The organism is Paenibacillus sp. FSL K6-2524 (assembly GCF_038005525.1).
Classification (GTDB): Bacteria; Bacillota; Bacilli; order Paenibacillales; family Paenibacillaceae; genus Fontibacillus; species Fontibacillus anaericanus.
In genome coordinates this window covers 5721114-5744767 of record NZ_JBBOSP010000001.1, presented here as the reverse complement: position 1 = coordinate 5744767, position 23654 = coordinate 5721114, and the positions used below count along the sequence as shown (strand labels likewise).

19 protein-coding genes are annotated in these 23654 nt (G+C 44.7%); 16 read left to right on the top strand and 3 right to left on the bottom strand.

Annotation, left to right across the window (positions count from 1 at the left end; all coding sequences use genetic code 11):
* Window positions 1-84: 84 nt before the first annotated feature.
* Window positions 85-1281, bottom strand: coding sequence for an MFS transporter (locus NST85_RS26750; RefSeq protein ID WP_341190861.1), 1197 nt, complete (start codon window positions 1279-1281; stop codon window positions 85-87).
* 398 nt (window positions 1282-1679) lie between these two features.
* On the opposite strand from NST85_RS26750, the gene NST85_RS26745 reads away from it, so the two are divergent.
* Window positions 1680-2402: a TorD/DmsD family molecular chaperone gene (locus NST85_RS26745; RefSeq protein ID WP_341190860.1), complete on the top strand. Its 723-nt coding sequence runs from the start codon at window positions 1680-1682 to the stop codon at window positions 2400-2402.
* 88 nt (window positions 2403-2490) lie between these two features.
* On the opposite strand, the gene NST85_RS26740 is transcribed toward NST85_RS26745, so the two are convergent.
* Both NST85_RS26740 and NST85_RS26735 read right to left on the bottom strand, forming a co-directional pair.
* On the bottom strand, window positions 2491-5634 hold the full coding sequence (locus NST85_RS26740; protein ID WP_341190859.1) for an efflux RND transporter permease subunit: 3144 nt from the start codon (window positions 5632-5634) through the stop codon (window positions 2491-2493).
* 78 nt (window positions 5635-5712) lie between these two features.
* The gene (locus NST85_RS26735; RefSeq protein WP_341190858.1) at window positions 5713-6633 is read right to left on the bottom strand and encodes a TetR/AcrR family transcriptional regulator; all 921 of its coding nucleotides are present in this window, start codon (window positions 6631-6633) and stop codon (window positions 5713-5715) included.
* 171 nt (window positions 6634-6804) lie between these two features.
* Here NST85_RS26735 and cls point away from each other — a divergent pair, with 171 nt between their 5' ends.
* The 15 genes from cls (at window position 6805) to NST85_RS26660 (ending at window position 23592) form a co-directional block, all read left to right on the top strand.
* Window positions 6805-8313, top strand: coding sequence for a cardiolipin synthase (cls, locus tag NST85_RS26730; protein WP_127194362.1), 1509 nt, complete (start codon window positions 6805-6807; stop codon window positions 8311-8313).
* Between the two features lie 52 nt (window positions 8314-8365).
* On the top strand, window positions 8366-9394 hold the full coding sequence (gene fni / locus NST85_RS26725; protein WP_341190857.1) for a type 2 isopentenyl-diphosphate Delta-isomerase: 1029 nt from the start codon (window positions 8366-8368) through the stop codon (window positions 9392-9394).
* 216 nt (window positions 9395-9610) lie between these two features.
* A complete protein-coding gene (locus NST85_RS26720; protein ID WP_127194360.1) occupies window positions 9611-10171 on the top strand; it encodes an ECF-type riboflavin transporter substrate-binding protein in 561 nt (186 codons plus the stop codon).
* Between the two features lie 14 nt (window positions 10172-10185).
* On the top strand, window positions 10186-11895 hold the full coding sequence (locus NST85_RS26715) for an ABC transporter ATP-binding protein (RefSeq protein ID WP_341190856.1): 1710 nt from the start codon (window positions 10186-10188) through the stop codon (window positions 11893-11895).
* Window positions 11888-12715: an energy-coupling factor transporter transmembrane component T family protein gene (locus tag NST85_RS26710; protein WP_127194358.1), complete on the top strand. Its 828-nt coding sequence runs from the start codon at window positions 11888-11890 to the stop codon at window positions 12713-12715. The genes NST85_RS26715 and NST85_RS26710 overlap by 8 nt, the downstream gene beginning before the upstream one ends.
* A gap of 25 nt (window positions 12716-12740) precedes the next feature.
* Window positions 12741-13217 (top strand): GNAT family N-acetyltransferase, encoded by a 477-nt coding sequence (locus NST85_RS26705; RefSeq protein WP_341190855.1) that lies wholly within the window; start codon window positions 12741-12743, stop codon window positions 13215-13217.
* A gap of 231 nt (window positions 13218-13448) precedes the next feature.
* Window positions 13449-14549: a redox-regulated ATPase YchF gene (gene ychF / locus NST85_RS26700; protein ID WP_127194356.1), complete on the top strand. Its 1101-nt coding sequence runs from the start codon at window positions 13449-13451 to the stop codon at window positions 14547-14549.
* A 278-nt stretch (window positions 14550-14827) separates the two neighbouring features.
* The gene (gene prfA, locus NST85_RS26695) at window positions 14828-15895 is read left to right on the top strand and encodes a peptide chain release factor 1 (protein WP_307398597.1); all 1068 of its coding nucleotides are present in this window, start codon (window positions 14828-14830) and stop codon (window positions 15893-15895) included.
* Window positions 15896-15899: 4 nt separating this feature from the next.
* Entirely contained in the window at window positions 15900-16790 is an 891-nt protein-coding gene (prmC, locus tag NST85_RS26690; RefSeq protein ID WP_341190854.1) for a peptide chain release factor N(5)-glutamine methyltransferase, read from the top strand.
* A gap of 3 nt (window positions 16791-16793) precedes the next feature.
* Window positions 16794-16943: a hypothetical protein gene (locus NST85_RS26685; RefSeq protein WP_341190853.1), complete on the top strand. Its 150-nt coding sequence runs from the start codon at window positions 16794-16796 to the stop codon at window positions 16941-16943.
* 49 nt (window positions 16944-16992) lie between these two features.
* The gene (locus tag NST85_RS26680) at window positions 16993-18351 is read left to right on the top strand and encodes an FAD-dependent oxidoreductase (RefSeq protein ID WP_307398599.1); all 1359 of its coding nucleotides are present in this window, start codon (window positions 16993-16995) and stop codon (window positions 18349-18351) included.
* A 43-nt stretch (window positions 18352-18394) separates the two neighbouring features.
* Window positions 18395-19693: a citrate transporter gene (locus tag NST85_RS26675; RefSeq protein ID WP_307398600.1), complete on the top strand. Its 1299-nt coding sequence runs from the start codon at window positions 18395-18397 to the stop codon at window positions 19691-19693.
* A 65-nt stretch (window positions 19694-19758) separates the two neighbouring features.
* Window positions 19759-21906, top strand: coding sequence for a hydantoinase/oxoprolinase family protein (locus tag NST85_RS26670; protein ID WP_341190852.1), 2148 nt, complete (start codon window positions 19759-19761; stop codon window positions 21904-21906).
* A gap of 61 nt (window positions 21907-21967) precedes the next feature.
* Window positions 21968-22624, top strand: coding sequence for a hypothetical protein (locus tag NST85_RS26665; RefSeq protein ID WP_341190851.1), 657 nt, complete (start codon window positions 21968-21970; stop codon window positions 22622-22624).
* 107 nt (window positions 22625-22731) lie between these two features.
* On the top strand, window positions 22732-23592 hold the full coding sequence (locus tag NST85_RS26660; RefSeq protein ID WP_341190850.1) for a MurR/RpiR family transcriptional regulator: 861 nt from the start codon (window positions 22732-22734) through the stop codon (window positions 23590-23592).
* Window positions 23593-23654: the final 62 nt, after the last annotated feature.

The window sequence follows — 23654 nt, the reverse complement described above, 5'->3', positions numbered from 1 at the left end:
CGTTTTCCCAACAACAAAAGGGGATGACCTTAGCCATTTAAATGGCATCTGGGTCATCCCCTTTTATAGGGTCAAGATATACAGTTAAGGTTCTTTATGAATCATGCCTGGTGAGTAGCCATTCTTATGGATGCGATACCACATCGCACCGAATCCAGCAGCTCCACACAAGGTCAGAATGCTTCCTGCTTTGTACATAATAATCGCACCTAGGTTCTGGAATATCCAGCCACCAAGGAATCCAGCAAGGATCGCTGCTACTCCACTGAGAGCAAAAGCGAATACAGCTTGTCCAGAGGAGCGAGATGGTCGCGGTAGGAACAAAGCAGTCAATTGAGTGCCTACATAGAAGAAACCACCAAACGTGACGGCATGAAGCACTTGAATAAGGATGATCTCCTTGGGAGTTGTAGCCAAAGCCATTAGATACCACCGTAGAGCAAATAGCAAACTGACCAAGGTAATGCAGGCCATGAGATAAGTGATCTTGTGTTTCAGGTAACGCTTTAACAACCAGAACACTCCAACTTCGAATAGTGTGGAGACAAAAATCGCCCCACCAACTTGTAACCTGGAACCACCTAAATCACTTATGAATAGCGGCATGAAGGTAGTGTTGATCGAGTTGGGGATCGCAACTAACAGTCCAAAGATGATGAAGGATATGAAATACCTGTTATGTAATGTCCGGCTGATATCCGCAGTTTTCAACCAAGGAGTGATTGTTGCATGTTTGACTTTGGGTAGAACTAGGGTAGAGCCAATCGCCATGAGCAACATGATACTGAATAGTAGAGAGAGCCCGTTATGTCCAACAGAATCGATGATCGGGCCAGCAGCAAGAGCAACAAAACTCCAACCCAATGAACCCCAGAAACGGTACTTTCTAAACTTCTTCTCAGTTCCATCAACATAGCCTAGGATCAAACTGTTAGTCTGCGAGAGCAGCGGACTTTGGAAAAAATAAAGCAAGATCATGCTGAAGTACAGCATGTGGTATGTGTTTACCTTGAATACTAATTGAATCATGATAAGCAGGCCGATCATGATAAATAATAGCGTGTTTTTAAGATTGCCTTCCCGGTCGCTCCAAAATCTCCAGAACGGATGGGCCAGTAACGAGACGAAGGGACCAATCGCCATAAGACTCCCGATCTCCAACTTGTCCAAACCGATGTCCTGCAAATATAATTGAAAATAGGCTGTAAATATGACCATTGTGCCGTAAATGAAAAAGTTAAGCAGCCCTAAAGGCAGTAAAGAAGAGGAAGACTTCTTCATATTATTCCGCAAACGCTCCATTCCTTTCCGACCATGTCCATGTCATCATGCAGTGATTCTGTTCCAAATGTAACACAGACATGAAAGGGGATACAAACGATCTTTTTTTGAAATTAGCAACATTTCTGTGAAAAGAGACAAATTTGGTGGAGATTAAAGGTATAATTTTGGTTTTCCAAATTATAGATAACATTGTTTGTAAATTTGTCAAATAGTTCACGTAAAGCGCTTACATTTTGCGATATAATACAAGTAGCGATACTTGGTTCCCCTTAATCATGTATCGGGTATATGTTCTTTAGATGATTTCCGACATTTAAGGAAGTCATCTTTTTTTACCAAAGTGAAGTAATATTGTTTCAATATACATGATATAAATAGTCAGGGAGATGACGAAGATGACCATGTTGATCAAGAATCCTGTTAAGATAGCGGCGGAAGAAGTTCGTTGGCTGGAACTTAGAGGGTGGGTATACCAATTGCTGATGGATTTTTTAAGCCGTCCGCCACGTATGTCTTTGATTGCACAATGGCGTGGCGTAGTCGAGCTGAAGAATTCAATTCCAGCCACCCTAGGTGGGACCATATTGAAGGATTATCTGGCGAGCATTGCTGAAGAGGATTTCCGCAAAGTATGTTACGCGGAAGCAGAGGAGTATGAACGTCTCTTTATGGGTCATAATGCGAAGATAGCAACGTGTGAGGCGGCGTACCGCGCAAGAGCAGAAGGTGCGAATGCATTTGACTGTATTTCAGAGATCGGAACCATTTATGCGCAGAGCGGTGTAGCTTTTAACAAATTAAATGGTGAACGCGATGATCATATTGCTCTAGAGTTGGAATTTATGGCTGTATTGGCTGAAGGTATGTTGAATAAGAATAATTTGCGTCAGAGCTGTCTTGAACTGGTAGATACACAAATCGCGTTTCTTGAATCTCACTTACTGAAATGGACACCGCAATTTTCAGCAGATTTGGCTGGGGCGACAACTAGCCCATTATATACTGGATTGTCTGTATTAATGAGGGAGTTTCTGGCGGAGGATTTGGAGCAACTTCAAACTTGGCGAGAAAATGAACTGTTATTCGGAGAAGTAAATACATCCAGTGATGACTGGTAGAACTAACTATAATCATAACAAAAGGGACTATCCCCTGAGGTCATATAAGACCCGGTGGATAGTCCCTTTCTTCTACTTGGAAGTATAGTTAGTTGGCTTCTTTAACGGTTTTTCCTCTTCCGCGATGACTGATCTTCATCAAGAATTCGTAAACAATCGGTACAATGACGAGCGTCAAGAGGGTGGAACTAATCAGTCCCCCGATAACGGTGATACCGAGTCCACGTGAAATGATTCCTGCACTATTTTCAAATCCCAGAACAAGTGGTAACAGTGCACCGATGGTGGCAAGCGCCGTCATGAGGATCGGGCGAAGTCTCGTTGCACCAGCCTCAAGTAAGGCCTCACGCGTGGACAATCCTTCACGTTCCTTATGAATAACGCGGTCGATAAGCACGATCGCATTGGTGACTACGATCCCGATGAGCATGAGAACACCCATCAGTGCCGATACATTTAATGTTTCCCCGGATATCAATAGTGCTACCATGGCACCGATAACGATGAACGGTAGTGAGAAAAGAATAGCGAATGGAGCTAGACCACCACCAAAGGTGACAACAAGAACAAAGTAGACAACTGCAATGGCGGCAGCCATAGCGAGCCCCAACTGTCCAAATGTATCGTTGATTTGTTCGGTTACACCACCAAATTTAATGGTTACACCGTCGGGTTTATCTATTTTGTCGATCTTATCTTGTAAACTGCTAGAGGCGCTATTCACATCGCTGGATATGATTTTTGCGCTTACTTCAACGACCATTTTACCGTCGATACGCATGATAGAGTCTGGTGAGCTACCTTTCTCTACCTTAGCAATATCTTTAATGGGCACTTGTATGCCTAAAGGAGAAGTTAAGGTCTCATTCTCAATATCTGCGATACTGGTATAGGTGTTGGTATCCGTTTCAATATATACCTTATAGTCCTTCCCATCGATTGCGATTTCCGTCAGGACGGGACGTTCATGTAATGGACTTAGCTTCATAGCAAGCTGTCCAGCCGTGAGACCAAGAGAACTCAGTTTCTGCTGATCCGCTACGAGTGTATACTGACCATAAGCTTCGGAAAGGCTGGTGCTTGCTTTCTCAAATTGTTTAGTGTCAGCTTCGATCAACTTGAGGATTTGTTCAGTAACGGGCTTAATATCCTCCAAGCTATCGCCAAACACGTTGACGCTAAGGGAGCCACCGCCTAATCCTCCCATCATCATTTCGGACATGTCAGACCAAGTCCCCTTGTCAACTTGCTCTTTCAAACCATTAATGAGTTCTTCTTTGACCGTTTCAAACTTCTTAGTGTCTTCATTATAAGCAACATAGAAGAGTGCTGAGTTAGAAGAACCGATCCCCATAGGAGTGCTTCCCCCAACGGAGTATTGCATTTTCTCAACGTCAGGTTGATCTAGAATATATTTTTCTGCTGTAAGCATTTTTTGCTCCACATCGGTTAGACGATCGCCAGGCGCTGGAGAATAAGTAAGCATGACGTACTTATCACTTTGTTCGGGTAGGAAGCTGACACCAACTAGTGGGTAAAGGAATAAGCTTCCGACTAGTAGAACCACGGCAGACCCGAAGGTGATTAGTTTATGGGATAATGACCAGTTAAGTGCACGTTGGTATACACGGGCGAGTCCTTGTGGTTTCTCTTCGTGATCATGTTTTTTCTTGAGTCCATTACGGAAAAGTGTATGCGCTAGTGCAGGGACGAGAGTAATAGCTACGACTAGGGAAGCGAGTAGTGAGAATACCATCGTCAGTGCAAATGGCTTGAATAATTCGCCTACCATGCCGCTAACGAATGCTAACGGTAAGAACACCGCAATCGTGACAATCGTTGAAGCCATGATCGGCAAGAACATTTCGCGAGTAGCATCTACTATAAGCTTACTTCCACTTAGCTTCTCACCCGTAAGAGACATACGGCGATATATGTTCTCTATGACGACAATGGAGTCGTCGACAACCCGACCAATCGCTACTGTCATAGCGCCAAGAGTCATCATATTTAAGGTAATATCCATCTGCTCAAGGCAAAGAACAGCAATCAGTAGCGATAAGGGAATGGAAATAATGGAGATAATAGTAGAACGTAAATTGCGTAGAAAGATCATGATGATCAGGACCGCAAATAACGCACCGAATACGGCCTTTGACAACATCGTATTAACGGAATCCGTGATCGGTTTTCCTTGATCCATCAGGACTGTCAAATCAATATGAGGATAGTCTTTCTTTAATTGTTCTGCTTTGTCCTTAACTAGGTTCACGACGTCTACTGTGTTGGCATCGTTAGATTTCACAATTTGGATACCTATAGATTCTTTACCGTTTGTACGGGATATGGATTCTGCTTCACCAACTACTTCGATTGTAGCGATGTCACTGAGTTTTACAGTAGGAATCCCCATCGCCATTTCTGTCGGTGCTCCAGGTACAGCTGTATTATTCGCAATACCTGGTACTGCGTTAGAACTTGCATTAGGTATAACTGGGATTGCAATGTTCTGTAGGTCCTCGACGTTCGTTATGTTCCCATCGACGACAATAGCCTTTTGAGATTCCTCCATCTCAAACAGGCCGAGTGGTACGCGAAGTGCCGATGCCTGCACAATCCCTTTCACTGTATCTTCGTTAAGACCTAGCTCCTGCATCTTTACTTGATTAAACTTAAGGGTAATTTCCTTGGCAAATTGACCAGAGACTTGCACAGAGGCAACGCCGTCCAGATCTTCTAGAACTGGCTTGATATCGTTCTCCACGGTGCGGGTTAAATTTTCTAAATCCCCCGACTCGTTATCCGATAAACTGAGAGAAACAACAGGCAATGAGTTCATACTGAATCTTGTGATTTGAGGTTTTTGTGCGCCATCAGGGAGTTTAACATCATTGAGGGCTTCACGAAGTGCTGCGGTAGCATTATCGAGGTTGGTGTCGTATTTAAATTCGATGAACAACGAAGCAGCGTTCTCCATCGAGGTGGAGGTTAATGTCTTAACGCCATCGACGTTACGTAGTCGTTGCTCCAACGGCTTGGTGATATCTTTCACGACACCTTCTGGTGCTGCACCAGGATAAATAGCAGTCACACTAAGAAAAGGGACATTGATGTTCGGAATGGTCTCCTGTTTCATGGTTAACCCGCTATATATACCAACTGCGGTAACAATAATAGTCAGAAGCCAGATCGCAAACTTATTGCGAAGTGAAAATTGAATCAGGTTTTTCATACTTTAGTTTCTGCTCCTCTCTTTATACTCTCTAGGTTTTGTGGTTCAATAGATAATTCGACAAACTTTTTCCTGTAATTACTTGTTCAAATAGGGTTGTAATAAAACTTTTAATTCTAAAAGTTGATTCTCAAGCCCGCAGAAATCTGTAAGATTGCCAAGCATCCCGTTAATAATGGCATGACGAGGACGAAGTGCTGCGATTTCATCCTCTAGAATCTGTAATGATTCTAGAACGTGCTTGCGCTCTCGCGGGTCATTAAGTAAGTCTTCAGATGTTGTCTTCAATTCTTTGATCACTTGTAGTGGATGCCGACTAGGTTGCATTCTACAAGGCTGCTTATGACTTAACCCAGTTAATATTTCTTCAGAGATAAGCGGTTGCGGGCGATCCCGCAACATACTAGCAGCGGTGACATCCAATAAATCCACGAGGTGGCTTGCTAAGCGAGAGGTTTCAATGGCAACCTGCGGATGAAATAGCAATTGGGTATAAGAACTAATCATGCCATTCGCGAGCATTAGAATGTCCGCTATATACGGTGAGATATCTATACCGTACAGACTGATAAGCTTTTCCTTACCGAAAATGAACAACTGATCGTTGTGCTTCTTAATAAAATGCTGTTTATGATTAGGATCTCCATTGGTTATCCAGTCTTTTAACTGCATCATTAAAAACTCACGAAGCTCAAGGACCAAATTCAGCAAGACTTCAACTTGACGGCATAGTTTCTCGCGTGGGGGGAGTTCTGGCTGACGCTCTACCTGAAGCAGATGATCTTGAAGCATCTCGTAACAGTAGTCAAATACACTGTGTTCCAATTCTTCTTTCGACTTGAATTGCAGATAGAGACTTCCTTTGGACATCCCGCAAATATCGGCGATTTCTTGCATGGACGTGGCGGAGACTCCTTTTATAGCAAAGAGTTGCATCGCTGTTCTTAATATTAGTTTTCTCTTTTCCTCTGATTTTGTTGATAACAGATCCTTCATCATCCCTTCTGACTCCTTGGTTCTTATTATGACTCAATAGTCAGAAAGATTATATTACAAAACAAAATCAGATAGCAAATATATCCAACGTATTATAATTTGGCTAGGAAGTAGGGCGTAGTTCATGTAAGATATAATCAATTACCATTCACCAAAGTGTAGAGGAGTACAACTATGAGACGTGGGTTACAAATTATTTTAATTGCCGCAGTTTTATTTGCCTTTTATTATTTTGGTTTCGGCGTCTTCGGGCATTTTGGTGGTACGCTAATTAGTATATTTCAAACTTTGACAGTCATTACGATAGGATTCGCTATCTTTATGGAGAACCGTAATCCCTCCAGTACAGTGGCATGGATTTTAGTGCTGGCATTGTTACCGGTCGTTGGACTGGTTATATATTTCTTGCTCGGCCAAAACTACTTCAAACGGCGGAAATACGATAAAAAGGCGGAGCAGGATCGTAAAGGTTACGAAATGATCGATCACATAGGCAGTAAGCAACCGCGTGATTTATCACAATTTACCCCTGGCCAGCAACGGCTACTTCAACTGTCACAACGAATTGCTCGTACACCTTTCTCTATGGCAACAAGAACAAGGGTGCTGACTAACGGAGAAGAGACCTTTTCTTCACTCTTGAGAGAATTGAAGTTGGCTGAGCACCATATTCATATGGAATATTATATTTACCGTGCGGATGACATTGGTCGTGAAATTCAGAAGACATTAATTCAGAAGGCTCGTGCAGGTGTAGAGGTACGATTTATGTTCGACGCCGTTGGTAGTATTGGCTTACCTAAATCGTTCATTAAAGAGCTGGAGAATGCAGGTGTTAAGGTCGGTATTTATGGACAAGTACGATTCTTGGCGCTATCGAGTCGGGTGAACTACCGTAATCACCGGAAGATTGTCGTGATCGATGGTAACACGGGGTTCATCGGTGGATTAAATGTGGGTGACGAGTATTTGAGCCGGAGTAAGACATATGGATTCTGGCGGGATACCCATATGCTGGTGAAGGGAGAGGCTGTTCGATCGCTGCAAGTTATTTTTCTTCAGGATTGGCAGTATGTCACCGGTGAGAAAATTATGGATATAGAATATCTATCACCTGAGCTTGAACAAGGTTGTAGTGGGGCGATACAGATTATCCCGAGCGGCCCGGACAATGAGAGTTCGACGCTTAAGAATATTTTTTTCTCAATGATTACAACGGCCAAGAAATCGGTATGGCTTGCTACGCCATATTTCATTCCAGACGAAGATATCCTTACGGCGCTACGGGTAGCGGGGTTGTCTGGTCTTGATGTGCGGATTTTGTTTCCAGCAAAACCCGACAAATGGCTGCCCTTCCTTGCATCCCATTCGTACTTTCCTGCATTGTTGGAGGCTGGGGTTAAGATATACGAGTATGAAAAGGGCTTCCTTCATTCAAAGCTACTTATTGTAGATGGGGAGGTTGCTACGGTAGGTACGGCGAACATGGATATGCGTAGCTTTCATTTGAACTTTGAGGTGAATGCATTACTCGTACAAAGTGATAGCGTGGCCAAAGTTGTGAAGGACTTTGAACGCGATCTGATTTCAGCCACCTTAATAGATATCGAGGCTTTTGAGAAGAAGAGAATGATTGTACGTTTCATGGAATCTGCGGCACGGTTATTTTCACCGCTACTATAAGTAAGCAGAGTATTGTATTCGTATCTTGGTGTAAAGGAGGAGGAATGGCAGCGTGACTGATATAGGGGGACGAAAAACGGAACATATCCGTCTTTGCTTGGAAGAGGAAGTGGGTGCGGAAGGCATAAGTACAGGGTTTGATAAATATATGTTTCGGCATAATGCCTTACCAGAGCTGAATTTTGAGGATATTAGTTTAAAAACAACATTTTTAGGCGCCCCCGTTCGTACACCGTTTCTTATTAGTTCTATGACCGGCGGAAGTGAGCTGGCGGCGATGATTAATGATCGGCTTGCTGAGGCAGCAGAGCGACGGGGTTGGGCAATGGGTGTGGGTTCGGTTAGAGCTGCAGTGGAAAGGAATGAATTGTCCTCGACGTTTGCGGTTCGACGTAAAGCTCCCAGCATTCCGATTATTGCTAACTTAGGTGCTGTTCAGCTTAATTATGGATTTAGTACTGAGGATTGTATGCGTGCGGTAGAAATTGTAGGAGCGGACATGCTAGTGCTGCATTTGAACAGTCTGCAGGAAGTGTTCCAGCCGGAAGGCAATAATGCCTTTGGAGGCTTGTTGTCTCGTATCGAAGATATATGCCGTAGCTTGCCAATTCCAGTAGGGGTTAAGGAAGTAGGCTGGGGAATCGACGGAGTGACGGCGAAGCGGCTACGCGGGGCAGGCGTAGCTTTTATTGATGTAGCTGGCGCAGGCGGAACGTCATGGAGCCAGGTCGAGAAGTTCCGCAGCGCAGACCCTGTGCGCCGCGCGGCAGCGGAGGCTTTCGCGGATTGGGGCATCCCCACCGCGGAATGCATCCGCGAAGTGCGGGCGGCGGTGCCAGATGCCGCCCTGATCGGTAGCGGCGGCCTGAACAACGGCGTGGACGCGGCCAAGGCGCTTGCCCTGGGCGCGAACCTGGCCGGATTCGGCCGGGCGCTGCTTGAACCGGCGGTGCATTCAGAGGAGCGGCTTGACGCGCTGCTTGAGCGCGTGGAGTTTGAGCTCCGCACCGCCATGTTTGGGATTGGAGCCGGAGATATCCCGGCGCTGAATAGCACGACGCGATTAGTACGGAGAGAGTAGTAACGTAGTAAAAAAACAATAATCTTATAATTCCTAGTGGTATACAGAGAATTTTTCATTGCTTTTCAGAGAATGACCCCTTATATTAGGTGTAGAAGCTAACTTGACCGGTACGACAGTAGGAAATGGACTACGGTGGCAAGAAGGCAACCAAACTTAATGAACACAGGGATCCAAGGTAGTGGTTCCAGTGGAGAATGTAAAGGGGGATTTTTAATGAAACCATCAATTTGGAAGTGGAGTACCCGTACGGTTGTAACGATTGGGATCGGTGCTGCACTATACGGTGCGACGAGCTGGATTGGTATTCCTATCGCTCCGGATACGCAGCTTCGCCCAGCGATTGCGTTGTTAGCTATTTTTGGAGCATTATTTGGTCCAGTGGTTGGCTTTATTGCTGGATTTATCGGGCATGTCATTAATGACTTTATCCAGAGTGGTACGGTATGGTGGGGATGGGCGCTTGGATCGGGTATTACTGCAGCGTTTATGGGATTGATCTATCTTTCTAAGGATTTCAATCCGAAAGATGGAGTTATTAAGAAAAAGCACTTGATTTCATTTATTATTTACGGAGTAGTTGGCATTTTCGTATCCTTGGCATTTTCGGGTTTGTTCGATATTTACGCAATGGGCGAGCCAAACAACAAGATTGTTATACAAGTAATCTCTGCAGGTCTTGTAAATCTAGCTGTATTTCTGATTCTGGGTGTTCCGGCGGTGTGGGCATACGCGAAGCGGAATCGAAACAATGCGAACTTGACTGTGGAAAGATAGGAGTTACCTGACATATGCAACCTGTTATTTCATTTCGGGACTTTAGTTTCCGTTATAAAAGCCAGTCCTCCGCAACACTAAAAAACATCAACCTCGACATTGTGCGAGGCGAGAAAATATGGATTGCCGGACCAAGCGGTTCTGGTAAGTCGACCTTAGCCCATTGTATCAATGGGCTAATTCCTTTTTCATACGGAGGCGAGATCACTGGCGAGCTTTACGTGAATGGGAAGGATTCAAGCTCGCAGGATATTTTCGAACGCAGCAAGAGTGTAGGGACTATCCTACAAAATCCAGATGCTCAGTTCGTGGGGCAAACCGTAGGTGAAGATGTAGCATTCCAGATGGAAAATGAAGCGACTCCGCAAGCGGAGATGAAGACTGCGGTCTTCTCGGCGCTTGATCTAGTGGGTATGCTGGACTATGAAGGGCAGGGTCCACATGATCTGTCCGGTGGTCAGAAACAAAGTGTCTCATTGGCTGGGGTTCTATCAACAAAGGCGGATATTTTACTGTTTGATGAGCCGCTGGCAAATCTGGATCCGGCAAGTGGCGTCAAGGCCATGCGACTCATAGAAGAAATACACCAAGCCGGAGGTAAGACCGTTATTATCATAGAACATCGAGTGGAGGACGTTCTACAAGAACCAATCGACCGGATCGTTGTGATGAACGAAGGGGAAATTGCGGCGATTGGAACACCGGATGATTTACTTGCAGGAGGTATTCTTGCCTCATTTGGACTGCGACAGCCGATTTATTTAGATGCCATGGCTTATGCTGGATTATCTCTACAAGGTCTTAGCAATTTGAGGACACCGGAAGGGATACTCGGCACGTTAGATAAGGGCAAGCTTGAAGTATGGATGGACAGCGTGGAGTCGACTCAAGAACAAAGGGATGGGGATGTCCTGCTAGAGCTACGTGATGTAACTTACGCGTATGATGCTGGGCGTGATGTTGTGCGGCAAGTATCTCTATCTATTGGAGCGGGAGAGACGATTGCGTTGCTTGGAGGCAACGGAGCAGGCAAATCTACCTTATCCGGTATTATTACCGGGCTCTTCAAACCTAGAATTGGGGAAGTGCGGCTATGGGGTGAATCCATCAATAATTGGTCGATCCGCCGTAGAGGTACGGAAATTGGATATGTGATGCAGAATCCGAATCATATGATCACCCAACATATGATACGGGATGAAGTGGGGCTAGGTCTTACCGCACGAGGATTCTCACCTACAGAACGTGAGGAGAGAAGTGACGAAGTATTGAAAATATGCGGATTATATCCCTACCGTAACTGGCCGGTATCTGCACTGAGTTTCGGACAGAAGAAACGCCTCAGTATCGCTTCGATCCTAGCTTTGAGCCCGAAGTTAATGATTCTGGATGAACCGACGGCGGGACAGGATTATCGGCATTATACCGAATTTATGGATTTTATAGCCGAACTATCGAATCAAGGGATGGCATTTTTGTTTATTACGCATGACATGCACTTGGCATTAGAATATGCTGATCGTGCTGTTGTTATGGCGGAAGGCGGAGTCATTGCTGCAGATACCGTGGCGAATGTTCTCTCAAACAGCGAGGTTACTAGCAAGGCACGCCTAAGGGAGACGAGCCTTGCAAGGTTTGCGAGAGCCTGGGGATTATCGTCCCCATCGCGATTTGTGCAAGCTTTCATTGATTATGAGCAGAAGGGAAAGACGTCACATGAGTAAATCAAGCAGTTTGTATGTGGACGGTGATTCCTTCTTCCATCGGATGGATGGAGCAGTGAAACTTGTGTTGCTGCTGGTATGGACGGCAGTGACCTTTCTGTTCCTTGATCTGCGTATCTTTGTCGTTCTGTTGGTTGCCGGTATATCCATGTTATTAGTGGCTCGGATTCCGATTAAACGGATGAAATTCCTCTTCTGGATGTTAACCCTATTTACACTGATGAACAGTATTTTCATTCTACTGATTACACCTCGCTTCGGGTCAACACTGACCGGAAGTAACACACCACTTATTCCACTTGGCTATGATACAATTAATGTAGAGACCTTATTTTATGTATTAACGTTGTCTTTGAAATACTTAACTTTATGTCCGATTACACTGCTGTTTATTTTCACGACGCATCCGAGTCGGTTTGCCGCAAGTTTGAATAAGCTTGGCGTCCCGTACAAAATGGCTTACGCCGTCAGTATTGCTTTTCGATATATTCCTGATTTAAGTCAGGAGTTCCGTCATATTCTGAATGCAATGCAAATGCGCGGTCTAGGAATTTCACGGGGCGATGGTAATCTCAAGCAGCGAATGCGGAATCTTTCGCTTGTTGTTGTGCCCTTATTGCAATCATCACTTCAGCATATCGAATCGGTATCTGATGCGATGGATCTACGTGGTTTCGGTACGAAGCCTAAACGTACGTGGTACATGGGCACTAGGGCTATGCGGAGTGACAAGATAGTCGTGCTGCTTTGTGTCCTGTTACTTACAGTAGGTATTGTACTGAAACTGCAGGTAGTTCAAGGATTCTGGTATCCGCTATGATGAAGATTTGAATGGAGATGTTTAGATGGCAAAGGTTCAACTCAAAGAAATGAGCGCTAGCGAATACGAAGTGTTCTTAAATCGTTCTGCGCAGGATTACGCAAATGATAAGGTTGAGGCAGGTACATGGAGCGAAGATGAGGCTATGGTCCGTTCGTTGGAATCGTTTCAGAAATACCTTCCAGAAGGTAAGGACACTAAGGATGCCTTTCTCTATACGGTTGTGGATCAAGAGATAGGAAATGAGGTAGGGTACGTCTGGTTTAACATTGCCGAAGAACCAACGGGACGAACCGCTTTTATTTACGATATTCTTATATACGAGGAATACCAAGGCAAGGGCTACGGCAAGGCAACGATGTCTGCTGTAGATGAAGCAGCTAGAGAACAGGGAGCTTATAAGATTTCTCTTCATGTATTCGGACATAATCAAAGAGCGCTCCACTTGTATCAGAAAGTGGGATATGAGGTTACGGATATTTCAATGACGAAGAAATTATAGAGCAGAAGTGACGCCTGTATATCTTAATAGTTGTACAAAATACACTTATTTGTGAAAAAGGTAGTAGAGAGGTAATAGTTGCATGAAGTACAGTTAAAAATAGGGTTAGCAGTATAACCCAATGCTCAATTGTATGGGAATATTTACGGAACATCCTTGAAATATGGGCGGGGTATATGTACTATGATTGAAGAAGATGAGTGAATACAAGAATGAGGAGTTGTCATAGATATGGCTTTAAAAGCGGGAATTGTCGGACTTCCAAATGTAGGGAAATCCACCCTGTTTAATGCAATTACACAAGCGGGGGCTGAATCCGCGAACTATCCATTTTGCACGATCGATCCAAACGTTGGTGTGGTGGAAGTTCCAGATGAGCGCCTTGATAAACTGACTGAGCTGGTCGTTCCAAATCGTACGGTACCTACTGCATTTGAATTTGTTGATATTGCGGGATTGGTGCGCGGTGCAAGTAAGGGCGAAGGCTTGGGCAATAAATTTTTGGCTCATATTCGTGAAGTAGATGCAATCGTACATGTTGTACGGTGCTTCGAAGATGAGAATATTACCCACGTTGAAGGTAAAATCAACCCAATCAGTGACATCCAGACGATCAATCTTGAATTGATTCTGGCTGATTTGGATAGTGTAGAGAAGAAAATTGATCGCTCCCGTAAAAATATGAAGGGCGGCAACAAACAATCTGCAATGGAAGTGGAAGTACTCGAACGTGTCAAGGAAGCGTTGTACAACGATCAACCAGCACGTAGTTTGGATTTGACAGAGGATGAGAAAGCGATTGTCCGCGATCTTCATCTCTTGACGCTCAAACCCGTATTATATGCTGCGAACGTTAGTGAAGACGGTGTTACCGATGCTGAGAACAATCCTTTTGTTCAACAAGTAAGAGAATTCGCAGCAGCGGAAAATGCTGAAGTAGTTCCGATTAGTGCCAAAGTGGAAGCAGAAATTGCTGAGCTTGAAGGCGAAGACAAGGCAATGTTCCTCGAGGAGCTAGGTTTGGAATCCTCAGGACTCGACCGTCTCATTACTGCGGCGTATCGTTTGCTTGGTCTATATACGTATTTCACTGCAGGAGTACAAGAAGTACGCGCTTGGACGATTCGCAAAGGTACAAAAGCCCCAGGAGCTGCGGGAGTCATTCACACTGACTTTGAACGTGGTTTCATTCGTGCAGAGGTTGTATCTTTCAATGATCTAGCAGCTGCGGGTACGATGAACGTGGCTAAAGAACGTGGTCAAGTTCGTTTGGAAGGTAAAGATTATGTCGTGCAGGACGGCGATGTTATGCACTTCCGTTTCAATGTATAAATAAGATGTAGAGCGTAGGGCTCTCGTGAAAAGGAGCCGTCCCTTAAGTAGTCTTTGTCTACTGGAGGGGTGGCTTCTGTTTTTTGTAAAAAATGAGTACGGAAGGTTGAGCGAGTTACTTCGTTATCGTAGATAAACCATCCCAGTCTGGGCTAACCCTACCTATTCACATTTCCCGAAAGTATGCTATAATAAAAAGTCGTTTATCCTTTTTTTAGTGAAAAGGAACGGCCTTTTTTCAGAAGTTTGTTATGTTAAGTAAAGAGAGGTGATCTCCCTTGTTGGACCGACTAGAATCCCTAGCTGGACGTTATGAGAAACTCAGCGAGTTGCTCTGTGATCCGGATGTAACTAATGATACAAAGAAATTGCGAGATTATTCTAAGGAACAATCGGATTTACAACCAGTTTATGATGCATATATCGAATATAAGAGTGTTATGGAAGAACTCGAAGCCGCAAAAACAATGCAGGCGGAGAAGCTAGACGAAGAAATGCGCGAAATGGTCAAGATGGAAATCGATGAGCTTAGCGTACGTCAGAAGGAATTGGAAGAGAAGATTCACTTTCTGTTGCTTCCAAAAGATCCGAATGACGATAAGAATGTTATTGTGGAAATTCGTGGTGCTGCTGGTGGAGATGAGGCGGCGTTGTTTGCGGCTGATTTATTCCGCATGTACACGCGGTTTGCTGATACACAAGGCTGGCGAGTAGATGTTATGGACACGAATGAAAGCGACCTTGGCGGATTTAAAGAAGTAATCTTTATGATTAATGGCCGTGGGGCATACAGTAAGATGAAGTTTGAAAGTGGTGCGCACCGTGTACAACGGATTCCTGCTACAGAATCGGGTGGACGGATTCATACATCAACTTCGACAGTCTCGGTCATGCCGGAAGCTGAAGAATTAGATATTGAAATTCACGATAGAGATATTCGTGTTGATACGTTCTGTTCCAGTGGTGCAGGTGGTCAGTCTGTTAATACAACGAAATCCGCTGTGCGGGTTACACATATTCCAACGGGGATTATGGCGACTTGTCAGGATGGTAAATCGCAAAACTCCAATAAGGATAAGGCATTGCAGGTACTTCGTGCTCGTATTTCAGACAAAATACGTCAAGAAGAAGAAGCAAAGTATGCTGGCGAGCGGAAGAGTAAGGTAGGTACAGGTGATCGTAGTGAGCGTATCCGTACGTATAACTTCCCGCAAAGCCGCGTTACTGATCATCGCATCGGATTGACCCTTCATAAGTTGGATCAAGTGATGAACGGGGATATCGAAGAGTTTGTTTCGGCGCTAACACTAGCTGAACAGGCGGATATGATGGATAAAGGAGAATAATATTTTGAACGATGACGGATATGTTCTATCTGGAGCGCTCAACATTTCAGAAGCCCGTAGAGAGGCTTCTTCTTTTTTAGAGGCAGCTGGAGTGAGTGAGCCCTTATCTAATACGGAGTTATTACTCCGCCATGTGTTAGGGCTCTCTGGCGCCGCATATTTGACGGCGCTACGTGATCCTTTCCCACAAGACCGTAAGGCCCTGTGGGAAGAGGTCATCCGCCGCAAGGCGGCGGGTGAGCCAGCGCAGTATATTATCGGGGAACAGGAATTCTACGGCTTGACCTTTCAGGTCACGCCGGCGGTGCTGATTCCCCGCCCTGAAACGGAGCTGCTCGTGGAGGCGATTGCTGACGCAGGCAATCGCCTCTGGCCAGGCGGCGCTCCGCTGGTCGCCGACATCGGCACCGGCAGCGGCGCAATTGCCGCTGCGATCGCGCATCTGCGCCCGTCGTGGCGCATCACGGCGAGTGATATCTCGCCGGAAGCGCTGGCGGTGGCGCAGACGAATGTCCAGCGGCTTGGCCTAGACGTTACGTTCAAGCAGGGAAATCTGCTTGAACCCTTCGCGGGCGAACCGCTGGACATCGTAGTGTCGAATCCGCCATATATACCGGCTGAGACGATTGAGGGCCTTCAACCAGAGGTGCGCGATTATGAACCTCGTGGTGCACTTGATGGTGGGCCGGATGGTTTGGGACCTTACCGCATCATGATGGAGCAGCTTAGTCTCCTGCCACATCCGCCTCGCCTAATAGGTTTTGAACTGGGAATGGGGCAAGCAGAAGAAGTGGCGGAGATGCTACGGCAGGCAGGTTTTTGGAATGAGATCGTAACGATCCCTGATCTTGCCGGAATTGACCGTCATGTGCTGGGGCTGGTGAGAGAAGAATAGAATATGCTAATTGTCCTTGGGCGAGAGTATGCAGGTGTAAATACCGCTGAAATCGAACAAGGATTTTTTGTGCCTGAAAATGATTTTCTTTATTTGCGTTTATTAAGAAAAAAATATCCTGAAAGCATTTACATTTTGGTTTTGTTTTGTTAATCTAGATTCAGGAAGCGAACAAACATTACTTTAGGGAGTGAAGTTTGGAATGGGGAATAGTCAACAATATGACGTTGTTGTGATGGGCGGAGGTATTTCAGGCGCCATGGCAGCGATTGCTGCATCTAGTGCAGGGGCAAGGACACTGATCATAGAATCGCAGGGTTTCTTGGGCGGTACGTTAACGGCTAACGGGGTAGGACCCATGATGACGTTCCATGCAGGTGAGAAGCAGGCGATTCAAGGATTCACAGATCAACTTATTGAACGTCTGAAAAAGCTAGGTAAATCGCCAGGGCACATCGTTGACACGGTTGGTTTTACGTATTCTGTTACACCATTTGATGCAGAGGCTATGAAACATGAGCTGGAATTAATGGTGGTGGAGAACGGCGGCGAAATTTTATACCACACCATGTTAGTCAGTGTGAAGACTGAGAGCGGGAACATTGTTAGTATTACCGTATGCAACAAGTCGGGACTTAGTGAAATTGAAGCTACTGTGTTCATTGACGCCACTGGTGATGGTGACCTATCTGCTAGAGCTGGAGTTGAATATACGAAAGGCAGAGAGTCCGATGGGGCGACGCAGCCGATGACACTGAATATGAAAATGTATAACGTGAATATTCCTAGAGTCAAACAGTACATTCATGAGCATCCAGATGATTTTCCACTGTATAACGGTGATACCTCAATTATTGAAACATCATCCCGATTGTCTGTGGGCGGATTCGATAGCCTATTCAAAGAAGCGAAGGCTAGAGGAGAAATATCGATCCCTCGGGAGAATATTCTATTCTTTGAGACCAATAATCCTGGCGAGGTTATTCTGAATACGACCCGAATTTTGGGCCACGATGCAACAGATGCACTCAGCTTAAGTAAGGCAGAAATGGTAGGCCGTAAACAGTGTCGAGAGCTCGAAATGTTCGTACATAAATATATTCCTGGTTTTGAGGATGCAGTAGTAGAATCTACGGGGCCTTCTATCGGTGTAAGGGGTTCAAGGCAGATTAAAGGTTTATATACGCTAACTGCTGAGGATCTCCTTGAACAGCGAAAATTTACAGATACGATTGCTCATTCGGGATATCCGATTGATATCCATAGTCCAGATGGAGAAGGAACGAAGCATGAGAAGCTAGAATGGGGCGGTATGTACAGTATTCCGTACTCATGTATGATTACGGAATCGGTTAAGAACTTGATTGTTATTGGTAGATGTATTTCAGCAACCTTTGAGGCTCAAGCAGCCATGAGAACTACACCAACAACAGGGGCCATTGGTCACGCCGGAGGTGTTGCAGCTGCATTGGCAGTCAAGAAAGGTACGACGGTACAGGATGTGAACATCAGGGATGTGCAGGCTGTCTTGAAAGAACAGGGTGCATACCTAGAGGTATAGACAAGTGCGGTGAAATGCAATCAATTTGAGAGGGGAAATTATAGTGACATCTTTAATGTGGTTTCAAGCTATTGGAATTCTTGCGGTCTTCTTAATATTCATAGGATTAATGATGATGAGGAAGCTTCCAACGATTCTTGCATTGCCAATTATGGCAATCCTATTTGCATTGATTGCAGGAGTTCCGTGGATGTCGAACGATCCGGAAGTGACTACAACAATAGCCAAGACGGTTCTATCTGCGGGCTCGATGAGGTTGTCGGGTGCAATCGCAGGTTTGGTATTCGGTGCTTGGTTCGGTCAAATTCTTAATAAAGTAGGAATTACGAAATCGATCATACGAAAAGCGGCTGAACTTGCGGGTGATAAGCCGGTGATGATCGCAGTACTATTCTTTGTTACCGGTTCGATTATCTTCTCAGCAGCGGGCGGTCTTGGTATGGTTATCTTGGTAGGTACGATCGTTATTCCGATCATGCTGACAGCCGGGATATCACAGTTCGTTGCTTCTATTGTCGTAATCTCGTCAGTCGGTGTGGGTGCGTTGTTTAACGTATCTAACTGGGCGGTGTATGTAGATGTTCTTGGTCTGGATGTTCAGACGATTGGGGATTACACACTTGTTGCTGCACTACCACTAATTATCATTTCCTTGGCTATGATTATCTTCAATATTAAGAAAGATGGCAAAGGTAAAAAGGCGTGGGCAATGCCAAACGCCACCGGAGGAGGAGAGGGCAAGAAGGTTCCGACCATTGCGTTGATTAGTCCACTCGTTCCAGTTATTCTCGTCTATGCATTCAAGCTCGATATCGTTCCTGCTGTTATTATCGGTGCGATCGTGACAATTATTCTGACTTTACCGAAACGGCCGATTCATATTCTGTCCAGTGCCCTCGTAGAAGGAATCCAAGATATTGCTGGGGCTATGGCCCTGATGATCGGTATTGGTATGTTGCTCAATTCTGTTATGGCGCCACAAGTAGCATCACTCATATCACCATTGATTGAAAGTGTGCTTCCAAGCACTCCATTGATGTACATCATCTTTTTCACTTTGTTATCACCGCTTGCGATTTATCGCGGACCTCTAAATGTGTGGGGACTCGGTAGCGGTATTGCTGCTCTGTTCGTAACTGCTGGCATGACGCCGGTAGCAGCTATGCTCGCCTTACGTGTTGTAAGTAACGTCCAAGCTGTATCTGATCCAACCAATTCACACAATGTTTGGGTAGCGGACTTCACTAAGAGTGATATTAATGAAATTCTGAAAAAGACGTTGCCTTGGATGGTTGTTTCTGTCCTGATTTCCATGATTATTGGATCATTCATGGTGTTCTAATTGTAGAAAATATATCAGGCAGGGAGCCTTTCGAGGGACCCTGCCTATCATTTCAGGAGGATAATATGGAGAGAAAAAAGGTTAGAGTAGGGATAGATGTTGGGGGTACGTTTACCGATGCTGCTGTTATAGACAATGAAACGTTCGAAGTAATTGAGAAAATGAAAATTCCGACCACTCACCACGACGAAGATGGCGTGGCGAAAGGGATCGTTCAAATTTTGAATCAAATATTGGAGAGCCGGGGTATCCTGCCGGAAGATGTTACTTTTATTGCTCATGGAACGACCCAGGCCACGAATGCACTGTTAGAAGGTGATGTAGCACGTGTAGGTATTATTGGTATGGGCTCCGGGTTAGATGGTATCGGTGCTCGTTCGGAATCTAATACCGGGGACATTGAGCTTGCCCCAGGTAAATATTTAAAGGCTTATCATACGTATATAGATTCTAAGGACTTGAAGGAAGAGCAAATTGTTGCGGCGATTGATGAACTAGTGAAGCAAGGTGCTGAAGTCATTGTTGCATCCGAAGCGTATAGCGTTGATAACCCGACCAATGAGCTTCGTGTGGTAGAAATTGCGAATAAGAAAGGCATTTACGCGACAGGCGGCCATGAGATTTCCCAATTGTACGGATTGAAAACACGTACAAGAACTGCAGTTGTTAACGCCTCGCTCATTCCGAAAATGATGGAAACGGCTAACATGACGGAGAAATCCGTTAAGAACGCAAACATCAAGTCCCAACTGATGATTATGCGTTGTGACGGCGGAGTGATGAGTATTGATGAAGTTCGTAAACGTCCGATTCTTACGATGCTGTCCGGTCTTGCAGCAGGTGTTGCCGGGGCGTTGATGTATGAGAAGATCTCAGATGGGATTTTCTTTGAGGTCGGCGGGACAAGCGTGGATATATCCGTAATTAAGAATGGGAAGGTTATGATCAAGAATGCCCAGGTTGGCGGGCATCGCACGTATCTGCAATCCCTAGATGTTCGCACCCTTGGTATCGCCGGGGGAAGTATGATAAAGGTAGTCGACGGCAAAATAACAGATGTAGGACCGCGAAGCGCGCACATTGCAGGCAAAGAGTATGAGGCATTTGCACCAAGTGATCAAATTGTGGATCCCAAAGTGAAATTCCTTAGTCCTAGAGAAGGAGACCCGCAGGAATATATAATTTGTGAAAGTGCGAATGGGAAAGATTATTCCTATACTCTGGCTGGTGCGGCTAATATCCTAGGATACATACCTAAAGGGGATTATGCCGAGGGTAACAAGGAAGCGGCGATTAAAGCGTGGGAAGCGCTCGCCTCCCATACTGGCCTAACGGTCGAGGAAGCGGCTAGACAGGTGATGAATATTGCAATAGATAAGACGATGAAGACAGTGAATGAAATGATTGAAGATTATGAATTGGATCGATCCTTCGTAACCTTGGTAGGTGGAGGTGGAAGCGGTACGGTACTCGTTCCGGCGATGGCTGAAAGGGAGAATATGAAATGCAAGATCGCAAATAATGCGCCTTACGTTTCTACAATCGGTGTTGCTTTGGCTATGGTTAAGGAGCAGTTAGAGAGAACGGTTGTTAATCCAACCGAGGACGATATTAAGCGGATTCGATCTGAAATCGTTGAACGAATTGTCAAATCAGGTGCTAGTGAGGAAACGGTTGAGGTTACCATTGAAATTGATAGTCAGAAAAATATTCTGCGTGCAGTAGCCACGGGTTCGACGGAGCTTCGTTCCAAAGATTTGGGTCAGGAGAATATGTCTGTCGAGGCCATGCGTGAAACAGCTGCTCATTCGGTAGACCAGCCGCTTGAATTAACGAAAATGGTAGCGCAAACGGGGAGATGGAGTCTTTTTAGCAGTGAAAGTGTAAAGAAATCATTCTTCGGTTTGATGAAGAAGAGATCAACATATGCTAGCGTACTCGACCGTGAAGGAGTCGTCCGTTTCAAGAAGGGCAATGTCCAATTTACGAAAATCACCAAATCCCAGTTTGGAGGGTGGCTCGGTGAATTTCTGGATGACAACACAATTTATTCCGATGCAAATGCAACCATACCTAAGGTATTTGTTTTTTATAAAGAAAAGATGTTGGATCTGACAGGGATGCAGACGAAGGAGCAACTTATGTCTATTCTTGAGATTGAGACGGAGATGCTGAGAGCAGAAGACGAACTGATTGTAATCGCGTATCAATAGTAATAACATATCAAAGAAGTAACACCAATATATTGTGAAGCAATAGAAGAGGAGATGGGCCGTGTCGATACAGGAAGTGATAAACTCTCTCTCTGACGAAATGCTGGCTTGCGCAGAATTGGAACAGGATCCTCTATTTCACAAAATACCTAGAGATAAAATTCAATATTATGTGAAAGAGTCGTTAGACAAGGGTAAGCAGATCGGTGCGGCTTTCACTGGAAACTCAGTGAGAGCGCTATGTCAGCGTGAAGGCTTGAAATATGAAATTACGAGTAAGTCAGGTAAATTTCATCAAGTCTCTTTTCGTGCACAGATAGATTTTGCTAAGGTGCCGCCGGAAATTACAGTGTATTCCGCTTCTTTGTCAGAGATGCAACAAGCTCTTGAGGCGCTAATGGGACATCAACAGAGCCCGGATATGGAGCAACTCATTGATATTCATTTGGCACATGAATTCTATCATTACCTAGAATATAAATCAGGACGCTTTACTAACGAACTATTGGAACCGATAGATGTACTGAAGCTTGGGTTCTACACGAAACGTTCCAGTGTGGTGAAATGCAGTGAAATTGCAGCCCATGCTTTTTGTAAGGAGATCACTGGACTTACATATCTACCAAACTTACTAGACTACGTTTACCTTATCGAGAACAAGACGATGTCGATAGAACAATTCAAGCATAAAATACAAGATTGGAAAAGTTGGTTATGATTTACTTTTGATTCTCTCAATACCTTACTTGGTGTGATATAATGTATAATGCTAGCGGGGAGTAACCGGGTAGCCATATTCCATCGTTAGATCAGGGGGAGAGTATCATGTCTTCGCAGGTTCCGGCAGTTATTGCAAAGATCGTATCACAAACGCAAAAGTTCACATATGGAGAGAATCAGATCGCAAGTTTTGTTATCCATAATCCGGAGTTCATTACTAGCAATACGATTACTGGAATTGCTAATGAAATAGGTGTATCTGAGACGAGTATTAACCGTTTCTGTAAAAAGGTTGGTTTCAAAGGGTTCATTGACTTTAAAATTGCTTTTGCCCAGGACGCGTTCTATAGAGAGATGCAGGCTAAGAAGAAAGAGAGACGAGAGATCAATCCTATTGATGCGCTCGCTTTGGATTACAATGAATTGATTGTGAATACTTCAGCACTTGTGACGGAGGAGCAACTCCATCGTGTTGTGGACATTTTGAAGAGTTCGAGAAGAATTTTTATGTTTGGACTGTTCGACTCCTTTCTGGCGGCTATTGCATTAAAGAACCGGTTAGCTATTATCGGTATCATATCCGAGGCGATCAGTGATAGCAGAGCAATGAAGATTGCAGCATCTCAATGTACTTCCGAGGATGTAGTCATTGCCTTCTCCAGGTCGGGATCAACGAGGGAAATCGTAGACGGAGTGTCTATTGCCCAGGTAAATCATGCGAAGACGATAGCGGTAACTTGCTACGATTCTTCACCTATTACAGAGAATGCGAATGTAAGCATTATCGTTCCCGACAAGATATCTGTAAATAACAGTGCATTAATGTCCAATCATATTACGTTTTTGTTCGTCGTGGATTTGATTATGAGTATATTCATTTCGTCCGATAAATCATATTTGAAGAAGAAGCTGGACAGTGAAGCGATATTAGCCCGAGATCAATCGATCACCAATTACTTTTTATAACCTTGGGTTCCTTTTCTATATTTATTCATGATCACAACCTTGGTGTCAAAGCAGGCATGAGC

Excerpts from the sequence above, each read along its gene's own strand:
- NST85_RS26735 (WP_341190858.1), bottom strand. The coding sequence starts at position 6,633 with ATGATGAAGGATCTGTTATCAACAAAATCAGAGGAAAAGAGAAAACTA.
- NST85_RS26660 (WP_341190850.1), top strand. The coding sequence starts at position 22,732 with ATGTCTTCGCAGGTTCCGGCAGTTATTGCAAAGATCGTATCACAAACG.
- NST85_RS26705 (WP_341190855.1), top strand. The coding sequence starts at position 12,741 with ATGGCAAAGGTTCAACTCAAAGAAATGAGCGCTAGCGAATACGAAGTG.
- NST85_RS26670 (WP_341190852.1), top strand. The coding sequence starts at position 19,759 with ATGGAGAGAAAAAAGGTTAGAGTAGGGATAGATGTTGGGGGTACGTTT.
- NST85_RS26750 (WP_341190861.1), bottom strand. The coding sequence starts at position 1,281 with ATGAAGAAGTCTTCCTCTTCTTTACTGCCTTTAGGGCTGCTTAACTTT.
- cls (WP_127194362.1), top strand. The coding sequence starts at position 6,805 with ATGAGACGTGGGTTACAAATTATTTTAATTGCCGCAGTTTTATTTGCC.
- NST85_RS26710 (WP_127194358.1), top strand. The coding sequence starts at position 11,888 with ATGAGTAAATCAAGCAGTTTGTATGTGGACGGTGATTCCTTCTTCCAT.
- NST85_RS26680 (WP_307398599.1), top strand. The coding sequence starts at position 16,993 with ATGGGGAATAGTCAACAATATGACGTTGTTGTGATGGGCGGAGGTATT.
- NST85_RS26740 (WP_341190859.1), bottom strand. The coding sequence starts at position 5,634 with ATGAAAAACCTGATTCAATTTTCACTTCGCAATAAGTTTGCGATCTGG.
- NST85_RS26715 (WP_341190856.1), top strand. The coding sequence starts at position 10,186 with ATGCAACCTGTTATTTCATTTCGGGACTTTAGTTTCCGTTATAAAAGC.
- ychF (WP_127194356.1), top strand. The coding sequence starts at position 13,449 with ATGGCTTTAAAAGCGGGAATTGTCGGACTTCCAAATGTAGGGAAATCC.
- NST85_RS26720 (WP_127194360.1), top strand. The coding sequence starts at position 9,611 with ATGAAACCATCAATTTGGAAGTGGAGTACCCGTACGGTTGTAACGATT.
- NST85_RS26745 (WP_341190860.1), top strand. The coding sequence starts at position 1,680 with ATGACCATGTTGATCAAGAATCCTGTTAAGATAGCGGCGGAAGAAGTT.
- NST85_RS26685 (WP_341190853.1), top strand. The coding sequence starts at position 16,794 with ATGCTAATTGTCCTTGGGCGAGAGTATGCAGGTGTAAATACCGCTGAA.